14 protein-coding genes, 1 tRNA gene and 1 pseudogene are annotated in these 17,620 nt (G+C 65.8%); 13 read left to right on the top strand and 3 right to left on the bottom strand.

All coding sequences use genetic code 11. The features are described 5' to 3' along the window. Positions 1-167: 167 nt before the first annotated feature. The 7 genes and pseudogenes from L6Q96_03525 (at position 168) to L6Q96_03495 (ending at position 5,994) form a co-directional block, all read left to right on the top strand. Positions 168-437, top strand: coding sequence for a hypothetical protein (locus tag L6Q96_03525; protein ID MCK6553644.1), 270 nt, complete (start codon positions 168-170; stop codon positions 435-437). Between the two features lie 95 nt (positions 438-532). Beyond that, positions 533-605: transfer RNA gene (locus L6Q96_03520), tRNA-Ala, on the top strand. A gap of 125 nt (positions 606-730) precedes the next feature. Then, a complete protein-coding gene (locus L6Q96_03515; GenBank protein ID MCK6553643.1) occupies positions 731-925 on the top strand; it encodes a hypothetical protein in 195 nt (64 codons plus the stop codon). A gap of 83 nt (positions 926-1,008) precedes the next feature. Next, positions 1,009-1,203: a hypothetical protein gene (locus L6Q96_03510; GenBank protein MCK6553642.1), complete on the top strand. Its 195-nt coding sequence runs from the start codon at positions 1,009-1,011 to the stop codon at positions 1,201-1,203. Positions 1,204-1,385: 182 nt separating this feature from the next. Further along, positions 1,386-3,704, top strand: a complete 2,319-nt coding sequence (locus L6Q96_03505) for a DNA topoisomerase IV subunit A (GenBank protein ID MCK6553641.1) — start codon at positions 1,386-1,388, stop codon at positions 3,702-3,704. A gap of 32 nt (positions 3,705-3,736) precedes the next feature. After that, positions 3,737-5,638, top strand: a complete 1,902-nt coding sequence (locus L6Q96_03500; GenBank protein MCK6553640.1) for a type IIA DNA topoisomerase subunit B — start codon at positions 3,737-3,739, stop codon at positions 5,636-5,638. A gap of 200 nt (positions 5,639-5,838) precedes the next feature. Beyond that, positions 5,839-5,994, top strand: a pseudogene (locus L6Q96_03495) (ATP-binding protein). A gap of 1,515 nt (positions 5,995-7,509) precedes the next feature. Here L6Q96_03495 and L6Q96_03490 read toward each other — a convergent pair. The 3 genes from L6Q96_03490 to L6Q96_03480 form a co-directional block, all read right to left on the bottom strand. Next, on the bottom strand, positions 7,510-7,761 hold the full coding sequence (locus L6Q96_03490) for a DUF433 domain-containing protein (protein MCK6553639.1): 252 nt from the start codon (positions 7,759-7,761) through the stop codon (positions 7,510-7,512). 348 nt (positions 7,762-8,109) lie between these two features. Continuing rightward, the gene (locus L6Q96_03485) at positions 8,110-8,556 is read right to left on the bottom strand and encodes a hypothetical protein (protein MCK6553638.1); all 447 of its coding nucleotides are present in this window, start codon (positions 8,554-8,556) and stop codon (positions 8,110-8,112) included. 128 nt (positions 8,557-8,684) lie between these two features. Continuing rightward, positions 8,685-8,903: a hypothetical protein gene (locus tag L6Q96_03480; GenBank protein MCK6553637.1), complete on the bottom strand. Its 219-nt coding sequence runs from the start codon at positions 8,901-8,903 to the stop codon at positions 8,685-8,687. A gap of 188 nt (positions 8,904-9,091) precedes the next feature. Between L6Q96_03480 and L6Q96_03475 the strand changes: the two genes are divergently transcribed. The 6 genes from L6Q96_03475 to L6Q96_03450 all read left to right on the top strand — a co-directional run bounded on the left by L6Q96_03475 (position 9,092) and on the right by L6Q96_03450 (position 17,602). Beyond that, on the top strand, positions 9,092-9,640 hold the full coding sequence (locus tag L6Q96_03475; protein MCK6553636.1) for a tetratricopeptide repeat protein: 549 nt from the start codon (positions 9,092-9,094) through the stop codon (positions 9,638-9,640). Between the two features lie 333 nt (positions 9,641-9,973). Then, entirely contained in the window at positions 9,974-11,629 is a 1,656-nt protein-coding gene (locus tag L6Q96_03470) for a hypothetical protein (GenBank protein MCK6553635.1), read from the top strand. Positions 11,630-11,696: 67 nt separating this feature from the next. Then, positions 11,697-12,233, top strand: coding sequence for a 2-hydroxychromene-2-carboxylate isomerase (locus L6Q96_03465; protein ID MCK6553634.1), 537 nt, complete (start codon positions 11,697-11,699; stop codon positions 12,231-12,233). 377 nt (positions 12,234-12,610) lie between these two features. Continuing rightward, on the top strand, positions 12,611-14,413 hold the full coding sequence (locus L6Q96_03460) for a hypothetical protein (GenBank protein ID MCK6553633.1): 1,803 nt from the start codon (positions 12,611-12,613) through the stop codon (positions 14,411-14,413). A 257-nt stretch (positions 14,414-14,670) separates the two neighbouring features. Next, on the top strand, positions 14,671-15,450 hold the full coding sequence (locus L6Q96_03455) for a hypothetical protein (GenBank protein MCK6553632.1): 780 nt from the start codon (positions 14,671-14,673) through the stop codon (positions 15,448-15,450). 916 nt (positions 15,451-16,366) lie between these two features. Then, a complete protein-coding gene (locus tag L6Q96_03450; protein ID MCK6553631.1) occupies positions 16,367-17,602 on the top strand; it encodes an OmpA family protein in 1,236 nt (411 codons plus the stop codon). The last annotated feature ends 18 nt before the right edge of the window (positions 17,603-17,620 follow it).

Genomic DNA, 17,620 nt, shown 5'->3' with positions numbered 1-17,620 from the left:
GGAAGTGAGTCGCATGGTCCCCCGGGGCGGGTCAAGCCGCCCGTCGTCCACGATGGGCTGGAGTTCCCGCCACAACTTTTCGGCACCACGGGATCGAGCGCCACGATTTTGAACAGATTCCGCCGGTCGCTTCCACCCGGCCGTCAATCTGCGTGAGGGGCCGGAGTGTGGCACGCCGGGTGCAGCTGGCATGGACAAATACACTGCACGAGGTGGGGGCGGTGCGCGAAAACTGGTATTTCGTAGGGAATTCAAGGACCGGGGAATGCAGCGATGCGGTGGCCCGGTCGGCGGCGGCGGCGTGCGATCGACTCGGATGGGATCGGTCGGAGTGCGTGGTGATCCTGGTGGGCACCCCGCCGACCTCGCGCCGGGCGACGTACTGTATGCGTGGGCCGCTACCGGGGTTGGCCGAGGCGCCCCGGTACCTTTGCTGACCCGATTGGCGCGGCGGCGACGCGCCCCGGTCGGTCTTGCCAGACCCGGGCGAGTTGTGTAAGTCCCTGACTCACCGCGACCAAGGCGGAGGTCTGGGGCCGTAGCTCAGTTGGGAGAGCGCTAGAATCGCACTCTAGAGGTCGAGGGTTCGACTCCCTTCGGCTCCATTTAATGCTGTCGCCGCGCAAGCGGCGACGGCGCCCCACGATAATCGTGGCGTTCGGCTTCCGTTCCGTACACGTACTCAGCGAAGCGGTACACGTACTCGTACACGGACCGGGGGCACGCAGCGATGAAAGTGAGCCACGGGCGGGTGCACGCCTACGAGGAAGTGGCCGTGTACGAGTACGTGAACGAGTACGAGTACGGGTGGGAGGCCGGCCTGGCGGCGCCCGCGGGTGGAGTGCCGAACCAGTCACTGCACGCGACGGCGGGCCCCGGGCGATTCTGCCGGATTGAGGCTGCCCCTCGTGCCCGCCGCACGTGAGTTCCGGGCGTTGGGGTTCCCCTCCGTACACGTACTCAGCGAAGCGGTACACGTACTCGTACACGGACCGGGGGCACGCAGCGATGAAAGTGAGCCACGGGGGGGTGCACGCCTACGAGGAAGTGGCGGTGTACGAGTACGTGAACGAGTACGAGTACGGGGGGGAGGCCGGCCTGGCGGCGCCCGCGGGTGGAGTGCCGAACCAGTCACTGCACGCGACGGCGGGCCCCGGGCCATTCTGCCGGATTGAGGCTGCCCCTCGTGCCCGCCGCGCGTGAGTTCCGGGCGATAGGCGGCGATCCGTGCGTAACGGGGCGTGCCCCGGTGGTGCACGTTTCGCATCGCGAGGGTGCTCGACCGGCCGGGTGCGGTCGACTATAGTCGCCCCGATGATGGGTGGTGGGGAGGCGGAGGTTGCCTGCCTCAGGCCACGCTGAACAACTGAATTCGGGTGTCAACCGTGCAGCAGAAAACGCCGCAGCACATCGCGTCGGTCGATCTCAGTGCAACCGCCGAAGAGCGGTACCTTGTCTATGCCCTGAGTGTCATCACCTCGCGGGCTCTGCCCGACGTGCGTGACGGTCTCAAACCCGTACAACGCCGGATTCTTTACGCCATGTTCCAGAACCTGCGCCTGACCGCCGGGACGCGCCCGCGCAAGTCGGCCGCCGTCGTCGGCGAGGTGCTGGGGAAATACCATCCGCACGGCGATCAGGCTGCCTACGATGCCATGGTGCGTCTCGCGCAGCCGTTCGCGTTGCGCTACCCGCTGGTGCACGGCGAGGGTAACTTCGGCTCGCTCGACGGCGACAGCCCGGCCGCCATGCGTTACACCGAGGCCCGGCTGACACCGGTCGCCGAGGAACTGCTGCGCGACATCCGCCACGAGACGGTCGAGTTCCGCGACAACTACGACGCGACGTTGCGCGAGCCGATCGTGCTGCCGGCGGCGATTCCGCAATTGCTGATCAACGGCAGCACCGGGATCGCGGTGGGGATGGCAACCAACATCCCGCCGCACAATCTCGGCGAGGTGGTGGCCGCGCTGGTGGCCCTCATCAAGGACCCGGACCTGACGACGAAGGACCTGTGCAAGTTCGTCAAGGGGCCGGACTTCCCGACCGGCGGCGAGATCCTCAATTCGCGCGGCGAAATTCGCGGCATTTACGAAACCGGCCACGGCGCTATCCGACTGCGCGGGCAGTACGAAGCCGCGGTCGAGAAGCGGCGCCGCAGACTGATCGTCACCTCGATCCCGTACACGGTAAACAAGTCGCGCATCGTCGAGGAAATCGCCGAGCACATCGTGAGCCGGCGCCTGCCGCAGGCGACCGACGTGCGCGACGAATCGACCGATCGCGTGCGCATCGTGGTCGAGATCAAGCCCGACGCCTCCGCCGAAGCCGTCATGGCGTATCTCTTCAAGCACACCAGCCTGCAGATCAACTTCAACGTCAATCTGACGGCTCTGGTGCCGACCGATCCCGCCGGAGTGGGCCAGCCGGCGCGACTCACGCTCAAGGACCTCTGCCGACACTTCCTCGATTTTCGCCTCGCCGTGGTGACGCGGCGCCTGCAACACGAGTTGCGCGAGTTGCAGGCGCGGCTCCACATCCTTGCCGGTTTCCTCAAGCTGTTCGACAACCTCGACCGAGCCATCAAACTGATCCGCCAGGCCGCGTCGCGGCAGGACGCGGCGGCGAAGTTAATGAAGGAGTTCGGTCTCGACGAGGTGCAGGCGGACGCGGTGCTCGAGACGCGCCTCTATCAGCTTGCCCGTCTGGAAATCGACAAGATCCGCGAGGAGCAACGCGCCAAGCAAGCGCGCGCGAAAGAGATCGAGCGACTCCTGGCCAGTGCGAAGGCACGCTGGGGGATCGTCGAAGCGGAACTGCTCGAGGTGGCGAAGAAGTATGCCGACCCCCGCCGCACCGTGCTCAGCGCCGGAGCGGAGCTGGTCTACGACGCCGAGGCGTACGTGGTGCACGAGGACGCGACGGTGGTGATCACGCGCGACGGGTGGATGAAGCGCCTCGGCGAAGTCAAGGATCCGTCCAGCACCCGCGTGCGCGAGGGCGACGCCGCGAAGTGGATCCTGCGCGGCAACACCCGCGATAACGTCGCGTTGTTCTCCAACTTCGGCGTGGTGTACGTCCTCAAGGTGGCCGACGTGCCGGCCACCACCGGGTACGGCGAACCGGTACAGTCGCAGCTCAATTTCAAGGATGGGGAACGGGTCGTCGCCGCCGGCCTGGTTCCGGCGGCAAGCGGCGAGACCGCGGAGGACGGCCCGCGCTGGCTGGTGACGACCGCCGGAGGGATGGGGTTCTTCTGCCGTCCCGACCTGACCGAGACCACCCGCAACGGCCGCCGCATCGCGCGTACCCGTGAAGGCGACGAGGTCGTCGTCGTGGCTGCGGGCGAGGGCGACACGATCACCGCCGTGACCAGCGGCGGCAAGCTGCTCTGTTTCGCTGCCGAGGAGCTACCGGAACTGTCCGGCGCCGGACGGGGGGTCATTCTGATGCGCCTCGATGCGGACGACCGCCTGGTCGGCGCGGTCTGCCACCTGCGCGCAGATCTGCCGATCGCCGTAGCCGAGGACGGCAGCGAGCGGCGCTTCCAGACGCCCGAGCTGGCTCACCGCGCCCAGAAGGGCCGCAAGACCCTCGCCCGCTTCAAACCCGTGACACTGGTTCCACGCCCGGCGCCCCCCACCGACCGCCAGGACCCGCCAGCGAAGCCTAACCAGAGCCAGGGCTCCCTCTTCGACCCGTAATCCCCCAGGACCCCGAGCCCCAGAGCCCTCCAATGTCCAAATACACCGCCAAAGACATCACCGTTCTCGAAGGCCTCGAGCCGGTCCGCAAGCGACCGGGCATGTACATCGGTGGCGTCGACTCCACCGGACTCCATCACCTGCTGTGGGAGCTGCTCGACAACGCCGTCGACGAGGCGATGAACGGCTACTGCGATAAGGTGACGGTAACGCTTCATCCCGACGGCAGCACGATCACGGTGGCCGACAACGGCCGCGGTATCCCGGTCGACGTGCACCCGAAGCACAAGCGCCCGGCTCTGGAACTCATCCTGACCACGCTGCACGCCGGTGGCAAGTTCGAGAACCGCAACTACTTTCATGCCGGCGGGCTGCACGGCGTCGGCGCTTCGGTGGTGACGGCACTGGCGTCGTCGATGACCGTGACGGTCAAGCGTGACGGAGCGACGTGGACGCAATCGTTCGCGCGCGGGGTGGCGACGAGCAAGTTGAAGAAGGAGGGAGCGGCCCGCGGCAGCGGGACGACGATTACCTTCACCGCCGATCCGCAGATCTTTCCGGATACCGCGTTCAAGCCGAAGGTGATTCGCGAGCGCCTCGAAGCGCGTTCGTACCTGCACCGCGGCCTGACGCTGGTGTTCGAAAACGCTGCGGAGAAGCAGACGGAAACCTTCTGCCACGAACGCGGGATCGCCGAGTATATCGAGCGCCAGATCGCCGAGGGCGGTAAGCAGCAGGTGGCGGAGCCGTTTTACGCCGAGCGCAAGGACGGCTTCATCGTCGAGTGCGCTCTGGCCTGGACCGAGGCTACCGAGGAACGCCTCCTGTCGTTCGTCAACGGAATTCCGACGCCGTCGGGTGGGACGCACGAGAACGGCCTGAAGGGCGGCCTGGTCAAGGCCGTTCGCAACTACGTGTCGGTGCAGAACCTGCTGCCCAAGGGACTGACGCTGGCGGCCGAGGACATCCGCGAAGGGCTGGTCGGCATCCTGAGCCTGTACGTGCAGCAGCCGCAGTTCCAGGGTCAGACGAAGGATCGCCTCAACAACCCCGAGGTGACCGCGCCCATCGACACGTTCATTCGTGGTGGGTTGGAGAACTACCTGCACAGCAACCCGACGCAGGCAAAGGCGATTGCAAACCGGGTCATTTTGGCGGCGCGAGCGCGCAGCGCTTCCCGGGCCGCCGTGGAGCAGGTGCAGCGGAAGACGGCGGTGTCGCACCGGCTCAACCTGCCGGGCAAGCTGGCAGACTGCAGCTCTACCGACCCCGGGGAGAGCGAGCTGTTCATAGTCGAGGGCGACTCCGCCGGTGGGTCGGCGAAGCAAGGCCGTAACCGCGAGTTTCAGGCCATCCTGCCGCTGCGCGGCAAGGTCTTGAACGCCGAGCAGGCGTCGACGAGCAAGGTGCTGTCGAACAAGGAACTCACGGACATGATTTCCGCGCTCGGCTGCGGCTTCGGCAAGGACTTCGATGCTGCGAAGCTGCGTTACGGAAAGGTCTGCCTGTTGATGGATGCCGATGCGGACGGGCATCACATCTGTACCCTGCTGCTGACGTTCTTCTACCGCCACCTGCCTGAACTGATCCGGCGCGGCCACGTGTTCATCGCGCAGCCGCCGCTGTACCGGATCGAGATCGGCAAGGAAGTACACTGGGCTCTCGACGAAGCCGCGCGCGATCGAATCGTGGCGAGTGCGAACGGGAAGTCGGCGACCATCACGCGGTTCAAGGGCCTTGGCGAGATGAATCCGTCCACGTTGAAGGAGACGACGCTCGACCCGGCGCGCCGGGCATTGTTGCGCGTGCAGGTGGATGACCCGGCGCGCACCGAGGGGACGATCCAGACGCTGATGGGCAAGGACGTCGAGCCGCGCTTCAAGTTCATCATGGAGCGCGCTCCGCGGGTTGGAGTCGACGAAGTCGACGTGTAGCGGCCCGCAACCCCAGGATATGACCGGACGTACCCCATCCGAATTCTGCGCGCCCCGCGCAGAAATTCGGCGACAGCGATACAGGACAGGCCCTTCGAGACGCCGCCAGAGAAGGGCGGCTCCTACCAATGAACCGGCGCGCTCTCCGAAGTTGGGGGCCTTCGATACGGGCCCTGAAAAGACGGGCCCTACTCAGGCCGAACGGATGCCCCTGCGGCTACCACGGCGATGCCCAGAAGGAATGCTCGTGCAGCCCCGTACAGATTCAGCGCTACCGCGCGCGCATCTCCGGGCCGCTGCTCGACCGTATCGACATTCAGATCGAGGTGCCGGCGGTGCGCTACCGCGAGCTGGCGGTCGACGAAGTAGAAGTAGAGGTGCAGGCATTTGTGCCAGGCGGGTTGCACGAACGGGTGCGCCTCCTTCCAGACCAGCGAGAACGTCCGGCACGGCTCGAGCACGGAGAACACGCACACCAGACCCTCGGTGATCCCGTCGCGCGCGGCGATCTGCCGCGCCAGCTCCTCCTTGCGGGTCGGCGCCGTCAGATACTGATGCGGGCGACCTGCCGCGCTGGCCATGGCGAGCGCCTGCTTCTTGACCCTCTCGGCCTGGGTGATCAAGAAGGTCTTCAGCGTCCAGCGGTGAACCTGCTTGAGCTTGAGGAACTCCGCCATGGTGTAGCCGCTCATGAGAGGAATGTAGCCGCGGAACAGCACCCGATCGAAGCACGACAGCACGCCACGGATCGACTTCTCATGCTTGGCGACAAAGGCATCCATGGCGCCGATCGAACCCCAGCCGCCGTCTCCACGCAAGCGACGCCGACCCAATGGGGGCGGGGGGGGGGTTGTCCACAAGCGGACGGACCGAGCGCGGGGCGGCGGGGTGCGGGCTCCCCACGAGGCCCGTGGCGGGGCGGGGAGCGATCATCGTGGCACACCGCCCCCGCCCGCTTGTGGGCGACTCCGGGGCGGCGCACACGGTGTGGATGCAGGCGCGCCCGACACAACCTGTTTCACAGTGACCCGCGACGCATCACTTCCCCTCGCGGCTCCCCGCAATCGCCACCCTCGTTGGTTGCGGCCGCAGGTCCGCGTTAGCCGGCATAAACGCCCTGTTTTCCATAATCCCCATACTTAGACGTTCCCACCCCTGCGACCGGCCACGTGGAAATTTCGGACAGCCCATTTATACGGACCGGGCTTTCCCTGCGACAGCCGCTTGATCTGGGCCATCTCCTTTTCGAGCGCGGAGAGCCGTGCTTCGATCCGCTCGGACGCCATACCTATCACCGCCACTATCTTCAAACCCTATCGCAATGCGGCCACCACGACACCGGCGCGGCCTCTTCGAGGATCGCTGTTCGACACGATGCTTCCGGTTCGCCATTCTGCCGGGCTAGCCGGATCGGACACCGCCATCCTCAGCGACCCCGACTGTGGCGCCGGCACTTTCTCGCAACTCTGAACAGCTGGTGAGCCAGCTCGTTGCCCCATCCAATCTTCCTCCTGCTCATCGGCGCCTTATTCGGACACGGCCGGGCTGCAAAACCGCGAAACAACCCGGCAGTTCGTCTCCCCGTTTCGCAACCAGATCGAGAACCGCCGATGCGAGGCCAGACCGCGCTCGCGCGGGGAAACGTAGCAGCAGGACACCTTCGGTAGCCTTCATGCTCGCAAATACGAGCTGCCCGAAATCCTTGTCTTCTGTGATCAGAATCGTTCCCCTTTGAAGAGCGAGCTTCAGCACCTCCTCGTCTACGGCTCGGGGAGCTATTTCTGCGATCGCTGCGACGTTGTGTCCGGAGTTACGCAGACCGCGGACGACCGAGAAGTCGCAGCTCTCGTCGGCCACAAAACGCATCGGACTCAGCGGCTTGCGCGCTTACGTGGCGGTTCAAGAAGCACGGTTTCTTCATGAGCGAGTGTGTCCGCCGCGTAGCCGATGGCGGCCTTGATGTCGTCGGCAGTGAGGCGCGGGTACGCATCGAGGAGATCCTTCTCCAGAGCCCCTTCGCTCAACTTGCGGAGGATCAACTCGACTGGGATCCGCGTTCCACGGATCACCGGCTTCCCCATCATCACCTTCGGATTGGTTTCGATCCTGTGCGTCACCGTCATGGCCACCTCGTTCAGTCCTGCGTCCCTGCCATCCGGCCAGTGATCATACCCGCGGCGAAAGCCATTTTCGAGGGCGTTCGCGCCGCACTCGCGGCACTCATCTAGATCCGGTCCGCCGGCGGTACCGTGGGGTTCCGAACAGCTGATGCGCGAACTCCCTGCCCCAGCCACGGGCCAGTTGCTGGCGGAGTTCCTCTTTGGGGAAACCACCGACCTGGCGAACAGCCTCCTTGCGGATCTCTCGCGCGACCTTTCTCGACGCGCTTTCGTTCTGCCCTTTCATATCCTTTGCCTCCTTCACGCCGTCTGAAGGGATCGTTTTGTAACACACATCGACAACAATGCCGTTTACGGTGACACCGCTCGCCCCGGGGCCGAGCCGCCCACGGTAATCGGCGAGGCGTTAACGAAACTGTTGTCCGCCGGAGTGTCGATCGTGATCGGCGCCAGCGAGGGCGATCCCGTTGCGGTCGGGCTCGGGAGCAGGGTGCCGGTAGGGGTCGGTGTCGCGGTCGCCGCAAACGCGCATGAGCAGCTGGCCATACAGCCACTGGCCGCCTCGACAGCGCACAACGCATCCCAGCGTACGGCGCAGCAGAAGACGTCGAGTGTGCATACGCACTCACTGCAGCTCGCCTCGTTGCAGCTGGCTGTCTCCGTCGCGGTGCAGCAATCGCCCGGCGTTGGGGTCGGCGTGGGCGGACCGGCGATCGATAGCGAGAACGATCCCTCCTCGCTCCCCCATCCGTCCACGGCGATGATGGCCGTCTGGTTGGCATTGAGGTCGAGGGACACCTCCGGAACCTCGCTCTGACTGCCGACACAGGTGAGCTCCGCTCCTGTGCATGTGCTGTCCCGCACGGAGAGAATGGCAGAGTACTGGGCGGTAATCCGGATCGTGTAGGTACCGGTGGCGGCTGCGGTCAGACGGTAGGTGGCATCGGGGGCGGCATGTGTTCCGTCGCCGAGGGTGTCACGGAGGCCGTGGCCGTATGTGTCGGGGTCGGGGTACGACTGGCGGTCGTGGGTACCTCGGTCGGGGTCGGCTCCTGCGCACGGACACTCGTTCCCAGCACTGCCATCACGACCAGCAGTACCGGCAGTCCCCGCAGCGTCCGTATACTCGCTTCTCGTTCAGCCATGGTGTCCCCCCCCAGGCGCGGTATCGACTCGGTCGGTCAGGCCGGATCACGCGCGCCACCGCGCCCGCCGGGTCAACGGCGCGGCGTATACTCCGGCGCCCCGGAAAGACCGATGACTTCTGCGCGTTGCGCGACGTCTTTCGGCGATAGTAGATCGGACCGACATCGATGTGGTAACCAATGCGCCGATGCGACGCGCGCGACGGATCGTGCTGGCGCTGCTAATGCTGCTGGGCGGGTGTGCGGCCGCCGCGGCCGAGCGCTACGAGAAGCACTACCGGAGAGGGTGGGACGCTTACCACGCCGACGAGCGGCGCGAGGCGATCGAGGAGTTCCGGGCGGCGCTGGCGGCTTATCCGCAGTCGGCAGAAGCGCACAATGCGCTCGGCAAGGCGCTGTACGATGTCGGGGAGCGCGACGAGGCGATCGACGAATACGAATTGGCCCTGAGGTACCGGCCGTCGTTTGCGGAGGCGCGCAACAATCTCGGCGTGGCGCTGCTGGAGGCGAGCGACGTTACCGGTGCGGTCGCCCAGTTCCGCGAAGCGGTGGAGATCAGGCCGACCTACGCAGTCGCGCAGTACAACCTCTGCCTCGGCCTGGAGCTGCTCGGGCGGTTCGCCGATGCGTTGGCGCGGTGCCGGGAGGCGCAGCGCCTCGCGCCCTCCATGTCGGGATTGTCCGCGAGCATCGACAGATTGCAGGCGAAAATGGACGAAGCGGGGTGGGCACCTTAGTAGTGATGGGCACAATTACGGCGACGTATTCCGTACGACGCTTCCCGTTCGCCCCGAGTAGCCCCGTTTTCTCAGGGGCGTATCGAGGGGCAGCCTGGCGAGCGGCTTTGCGGCCCCGCCCCTCGATACGCCGCCGAAAAGATGGCGCTACTCGGGACGAACGGAATACGTCGCCGGACTAATGAACCGGAGTACTTAGCCCGGCGCCGGGCGCGGGGCGGAGAAGGCTGCTGACAATTCTTAATTTGACTCTCCGTAGTCCGGCTTCGTATAGCGATTATGTCCGTGTTAAACGAACCTCGCGGCCGGTCGCGGTGGCGAACGGAGGGTGTCATGCGCAATCGATCGCTTTGCCGAGTGCAACCGATCGCGGTGGCGATTCTGGTTCTGGGGGGTGCGCAGGGGGCGTACGCGGCCGACAACCCGGTCGGTCACGACAGCAGCGTTACGCGCTTCAGCCCGCGGACCGGCACCGGCGTGCAATACAGGATCAAGATCAAGGCCGGAGAAGACGGTAATCCCGCCACCCTCCCACTTCCCACCGACCCGGAGTCGCAAGGCGGAACCGTGGCGGTGGGGCGCGACGGCGGGGCGCTCCGCGACCCGCTCACGGCGGGAACGTGGACGGGACTGGGCCGGCCGGCGGGCTCCGGCGGGTGGAAATACAGGAACAGGGACGCTCCCGCCGGCGGTTCGGTCAGCCTGCTGATCGTCACCCCGCGCGCCATCAGGGTGGTCACCAAAGGCACCGGCACACTGCCCGCGCCGACGGCACCCAACGGCACCACGCAGACGGTCATAGTTCTCGACGACCAGACCTACTGCGCTGCCGCCGTGCCGCCGTACGTCAGGGAATCCGACGGGGCGAAGGTGCAATCGAAGGATCAGCCGCCCCCCGCCGCTTGTCCGCCTTGCCTGGTGGGTGCCGATACAGACGGCGACCGCCTGGACGACTGCTACGAGACCGACACCGGCGTCTTCGTCAGCCTCACGGATATCGGCACCGACCCGTTCGAAGACGACACCGACGGGGATTCGTTGAACGACGGCGACGAGTTGCTGGGCACGACAGCGGGCCTCGACCTGCCGGCGCTGGGCACCAATCCGCTGCGCAAGGATATCCTGATCGAGTACGACTGGTTCGACGACAGCCTGGAGTGCGGCGCGCACTCGCATCGACCCACGGCGACGGTCGCGGCGACGGTGACGGCCGCCCTGGCCGCGGGCCCGGTGAGCAACCCCGACGGCAGCACGGGGATCAACGTCATTAACGACTACGGTCAGGGCGGCGTGTTCGACGGCGGCAACCTGATCTACGATGCCGACGGGGTGTTCATGGGCGACGTGAACGGTGCGGAGTTCCTCGCCTACAAGTCGGCCAACTTCGCGTCCAACCGCCACGGCTATTTCCACTACGCAATCCTGCCCCACCGCTACAACTTCAACAGCTACAGCTCGGGGTATGCGGAGCTGTTCGGCGACGACATGATCGTGTCGCTATACTGCGCGAACTCGGACTGGAATGTGGCGACAACGATCGTGCACGAGCTTGGCCACAATCTGGCCCTCATGCACGGCGGCTCCGACAGTTGCAATTACAAGCCCAACTACAACTCGGTGATGAACTACCTCTATCAATTCCCTGGCATCGACACCGACTGCGATCCGATCGGCGACGGGCTGCTGAGTTACTCGGTCGGCGACCGCATCGTGTTGAACGAAGCGCATCTCGACGAGAGCAAGGGCACCTGCGGTGCGCCGGGCTGGGACTGGAACGGCAATAGCGTCATCGAGACGGATGTGAGCTACAACGTCAATCCGTTCGATCCTGAGGAAGATGTGTGGTGCCGCGGAACACTGACGGAACTGCGCGATCACAACGATTGGGCGCGGTTGGGATTCTTCGGCATCCTGGGAGGGGATGGGGCCGTCCCCATGCTGCAGCGCACCATCGAGTGCACCAACCCCGCGCCGCTGGACGATAACTGATCGGTTCCGGGAGGCCCATCTGGAATTCTGGTTCGAGTTCGCGAGCACATACTCCTACCCCGCAGCCATGCGCATCGAAGCGGCGGCGCGGGCGGCGGAGGTCGCACTAACCTGGCGGCCGTTCCTGCTCGGGCCGATCTTCAAGGCCCAGGGATGGAACGACTCGCCGTTCAATATCTATCCTGTCAAGGGTCGTTATATGTGGCGCGATCTCGAGCGGGTGTGTGCGGCGCAGGGCATCCCCTGGCAACGCCCATCGAGCTTTCCGCGCAACGGTCTGCTGGCGGCGCGAGTGGCATGCCGATTCGCCGCGCAGCCGTGGGTCTCCGAGTTCGTCCGGCGGGTGTATGCCGCCAACTTCGCCGAGGATCGCGATATTGCCGATCGAAGCGTCATAGCCGGCATCCTCGAATCGCTGGGCCGGCAACCGGCCGATGTCCTGGGCGCGGCGGAGTCTGCGGATGCCAGGGCACAACTGCGAACGACAACGGAACAGGCTCAGGCCCTCGGCATCTTCGGCGCTCCGACGTTCGTCGTCGGCACCGAGCTGTTCTGGGGGAACGACCGGCTCGAGGCTGCGATCGAGTGGGCGCAACGGCGCTGACTCCGACGCCGGTCGGTTAACCTCGATACCGGGACGCCCCGGGGGGTGCGTCAAGTCTGTGGGTAAGTTCCGGAAAGAGACTGTCGATAAACTCCCGTTCACCCTTCGGCGAGTTCAGGGTGAGCGCGGAAAAACCCAATGAAATCAATTCCACCACCGCTCAGGCTGAGCTTGTCGAAGCCGGGTTTGGCCGTTTATTGACAGACTCGAAAGGGGGAATCCGGGCGGGCTGTGGTTTTCTGGACCGGGGGGTACGGCCTACGGGCATGCGGACAGCCGTTAGCGCCGGATTGCGGGTACGTCTCGCGTCTTGACCGTTCGCCACTGGCGGCGCCAGGGTGCAGCTTCGGCCTCCCGCCGCGGCCGCAAGGAGAGCTATGCGAACGTGGGTTGCGACACTGTTGGCCAGACCGTGGATGCCGGTAGCGGCTGCGCTGCTCGGCGTTGTGCTGACCCTGCCAGCGCTCCGCGCCGGGCTCCTCGCGGACGACTACATCCACCGCTCGATCTTGCTGGGCAAGGGTGCCGTCGCCGCCGGCGGTAACCCGGTCTTCGACCTCTTCGCCTTTGTGCAGCGTGGTCCGCGCCGCGAGGCGGCCCTGGCGCTCGGCACGCTCACGTGGTGGGCGCATCCGGACCTCAACCTCAGCCTCTTCCGTCCGGTCACGGCGTTGACCCACGTGCTCGACTACGCAATCTGGCCCGACGCCATCGCCGCACAGCACCTGCAGAGTCTGCTCTGGTATGCGGCCGCGGTCGGACTGGTGGGACTCCTGTACCGCCGGGTCCACGGGGCCACGGCGGCGGCAGGCCTGGCCACGGTGCTCTTCGCCGTCGACGACGCGCACGCCATGTGCGCCGGCTGGCTGGCAAACCGCCACGCGCTGGTTGCCCTGACCTTCGGAACGGTGGCCATGCTTGCGCACGTGCGCTGGCGGCGCGACGGCGGTACTTGGTGGTTCGTTACCGCCGCCATTACGCTGACCGTCGCTCTCCTCGCCAGCGAAGCGGGGATCGGGGCGGCGGCCTACCTCGTTGCCTGGGAGCTGACGATGGACGAGCGCCCGTCGGTCAACCGGGCGGCTGCGCTGCTGCCTTATGGCCTGCTCGTGATCGGCTGGCGGCTCATCTACCAGGCGCTCGGCTACGGCGCGAGCGGATCGGATCTCTACGTCGATCCCGGTCACCATCCCCTCGACTTCCTCGTCGCCCTTGGCGAGCGGTGGCCGGTCCTGCAACTCGGGCAGTGGACCCAGGTTCCCATCGATCTGTTCATCTTCCTGCCGCGTGCCGGCCAGCTCGCGCTCACCGCCGTGTCGGTCGCGGTCTGTCTCGCGCTGGCGTGGCTGTTTGCGCCGCTTGTGATAGCACGCCGTGAGGCACGCTTCTGGGCGGCCGGCATGGTGCTTTCGCTGGTACCGCTGTGCGCCGCCTTTCCGATGGACCGCCTCCTGCTCTTCAGCGGTGTCGGTGCCTGCGGCTTGCTGGCCGTACTGGCTGAGCAGGTTGGCATCCTGCCCGGCCCGAAGAGCGCGGCGGCAACGGGCCGGCGGCGCCTGGTCACCTGGGCCCTGCTGCTAATCCACGGGCCACTGGCCGCGGCGTTGCTGGTTGCGCGTGTCGCCGCCCTGCCGCTGTTTGCCGCCGCGATCGAGGTCGGCGTCGTGGCCGCACCGGCAGACGACGATGCGCCGCGGCAGACTTACGTTTTTGTGACCGGGCACGAATTCCCGGTGGTGTACCTCGCCGTCATCCGCCATCTCGAAACCCCCACCACGGCGCCCGGCCGGGTCGCCGTGTTGAGCTCGCTTTCGAACCACAACGAGGTCTACCGCGAGGACGACGATACGCTGGTCATCACCGCACGCGACGGGTTCCTGCGCCAGCCGACGGATCAACTGTTGCGTAGCCCGAGTGCCCCGTTTCGTGCCGGTGAGATCATCCAGCGGCCGGACTTCGCGGCCGAGGTGCGCGAGGTCACGCCGGACGGACGACCGGCCCGCGTCGCATTTCACTTCCGCGCCCCGCTCGATAACCCCGCGTTCCGCTGGCTCGCCTGGGGCCCCGCCGGCGTCGAGGAGTTCCGCCTCCCCGCCGTAGGGTCCAGCGTGGAAATGCCCCCGATGCCGATCATCCCGTTCCTCACCACCGGAGGAAGCGGACCGGCGAGGCAGGGTTGAGCAAACCTGAAGAGAAATGAGAAACCGGGAGCGGGATAACGGAAGCCGGTCAATGGGCGCTGCCATGTTTCTATCGGCTCTCGACGTTTGACCTGGGACCCAGGACTTCGGGCATCGCACATTGCCACGCCGGAATCATGACATCGGTCATGTTCCGTTAGTCCGTCGATCATGACCTATTCACCTCCGGTTGCTGTACTGGTCACGTTCCGCCTGGGGCCCAGGTGGAACCACGACCCTGCCTCTCAAGGATAGGGATGGCGGCGCCCGGCGTCTTCTGTACGTGTCGGACGATCGCGCACGGGCACCTGCGGTGCGCGCCGCAAATGGTTGTGCCGCCTCGCCGTCGTCGGCTGCGCGAGCGGCGCTACATCACCTCGCCACCAAAGACATTATCGTGCCGGTCTGGAACGCTACCCGAGGGCCGGGCAGCAACACCATGCACCGCGTGGCTGCCTTTGCCCGGGTGCGGCTGCTCATCGACCGACCGACCGGATCGCAGCGTACCGACAACCGTCTACGACACCACCGGCTTCCTCTACACCGGCACCAATCCTATCCAGACTGGCGTCGCCCCCGGAACCATCGAGCCACTCCGCGCCGCCGTCGTGCGCGGACAGGTGCTGACCCGTGAGGGGGCGCCTCTCCCCGGCGTGATGATCACGGTCCTCGACCGCCCCGAATTCGGAGAGACCCTCAGCCACACCGACGGCATGTTCGATCTCGCCGTCAACGGCGGCGAAACCGTGACCGTGCGCTACGAGAAAACCGGCGTCTTGCTCGCGCAGCGCCAGGTCAGCGTGCCATGGCAGGACTTCGACCTCCTCCCGGATGTCGCGATGATCCCCCTGGATGCTCAGGTCACAGCCATCGATCTAATCGGCAACATCCCGGTGCAGGTGGCTCAGGGCAGCGTCGTCTCCGACGCCGATGGTACCCGGCAGGGCTGGCGAGTGGGCCGAACCTGTACGCCTACGCCAACAACGATCCTATCGATCTCGTCGATCCGCTCGGCAACGATCCGCTCTGGCCGCTGAGGGAAGCCGGCGAGTCACTGGAGGCGTATGCGGCCAGACTGGCCGCGCTGAAGGTGTCGCCGCAGAACACCGAGATAGCCATCAAAGGCGCACGCGCGGCAGAGTCGCGTATTGCGGGCCAGGGAGTGAAGAGAGTGGCGGAAAAGCAACTTCGGAAAGATCTGGCGAAGGCGACGGAGTTTGCGGTGCGCCACGGGACCAAGTGTGGCGGGTTCATTGCCAAAGGCTTGCCCATTACTCTTTCGACTCCGGTGGCGGTGCTGTTCCTCGCGGACGATATTTACACGCTGTACAAGGCCTTCCGCGATTTCGTCCCCAACGGCGACCCGATTCCGCCGAAGCCCCTGTCCCATTCCCTCTCCGAGTTCGGGAGCCCCCCCCGACATACGCATCGAGGTCGAGTACCAGCGTCCGACACTGCCGGAGATCGTCGACCGAGAGTTCCCCTATTCGATGATGGGCTATCCGTAGGTCCGAGTCGCGCCTATTTGTTAGCTCGATGAGAGTTCGCTAAGCACTCGTCGGCATAAGTATGGCAACGTATCCGCACCCGCTCACCCTTCGACAAGTACAGCGCGGGCTGGCGCCCGCAACCCAATGGCCCGATCAGCCATGCCTTTGGGAGGGCGAGGCTCCCGTCGAGCCGCGACGGTCTGACGGCGGCTCGGCGGGAGCCTCGCCCTCCCCATCCGATTTCTTCGCGCCGTGCGCGCAAACACGGAAATCGTAAATCGGGGTGAGCGGGTCGCATCATATAGAATACGTTGGCGAATTTATGAACCAGAGTGCTGAGTCAGCCACACATTGCCCACGAATTCGACGTACACCGGGACGCCGGCTTCAGGGTTGGAGCGGTTTTTTCGATGCGGTGGACTCGCGATATGCACCGGCGACTTTGCGCGGTGAAGGAGCTCGAATGACAGGTTGGAGCGCGCGCCTCAGGTCGGCATTTTCCGCGTTGCTCGCGCTGGCGACTATCGTCGTGCCGGCGGGTGCGACCGACGACAGCCCGCAGATCGATTACCTTGGCTTCGCCCGGGGTGCCGTTCCGGTAGCCGTCGAGGGAGACGCCACGGCGTTGCAGGTCGGAATGGAACAGGCGCTTCTTGCCATCGACGGCAGCGACGACGTTTACGCCCTGGATAGAAAGCCCGGCGCAGCCGACACCAGGATAGCTTTCGTGTATCGCCTCCCGGCCAGGACAACGTTTACCGAATTTGTCGTTCCCAACATTCTCGAAACGCCGAGCCCGTCACAGACGTTTGTTAGAACCATCGAAGTCGCCGGCTCCGACAGCGGTCCTGACGGCCCGTTCCAGACGCTCGCCAGTGCCACGCTCGCCAGGCATGCGAAAAAAGGGGAGAAGACGGTCTTGTCGGCAACCGGCGACAAACCCGTGCGCTGGGTCCGGGTCACTCTCGGCGGCGGTCTCGATGTGCAACGCGACAAGACGTTTTTCGAGTTCAGCGAGATCGTCGGACACGGCCGTCAGGAGCCCGTACCCCTGCTGGAAGCATTCACGGGTAAATGGAAGGGGCGCGGCGTTCTCCTCGAGCTCAAGCAGGAGGGTGTTCGCGTGACGGGGTGTTACGACGGCGTCGGCGACCTTGCCGGTACCGTCGGCGGCAATCTGCTGCACGCCACGGGAAAGACCCGCGACAGCGGGGTGCCGAGCACCTTCGTGCTCACGGTGACGCCCGACGGCGCGATTACCGGCGTGCGCTCGACCAACGGGGCGCCGTTCAGCCTTTACGCCGGGGCGCCGGCACCGAACCTCGCGACGGAATGCTCCACTCGTGCCGTGCCCGCCCTCGGTTGCGGCTCCGTGGTCCACGGCATCAACTTCGATTTCGACTCCGCTAACGTTCGGCCCGAGTCGCGCGAAATCCTGGACGCGCTGGCCGAGGGGTTGAAGACCTCTACTGCCACCGAGGTCAGCATCGTCGGCCACACTTCGAGCGAGGGTTCCGAGGCATACAACGACGACCTGTCGAGGCGCCGTGCCGAGGCCGTCGTCGCCGCGCTCGTCGCTCGCGGCATCGCGGCGAAGCGCCTGCTCGCGGTGGGTCGCGGCGAGAAGGAACCGATCGCGGACAACGCCACCGAGGCGGGTCGATCCCTGAATCGCCGGGTGGAAATCGCCTGCCGTTGAGCACCGCGGGCGGCGCCA

Source organism: Candidatus Binatia bacterium (assembly GCA_023150935.1).
Lineage (GTDB): Bacteria > Desulfobacterota > Binatia > HRBIN30 > HRBIN30 > JAKLJW01.
Note: the sequence above shows the minus strand (reverse complement) of the source record. Positions and strands in the feature narration are given on the sequence as shown.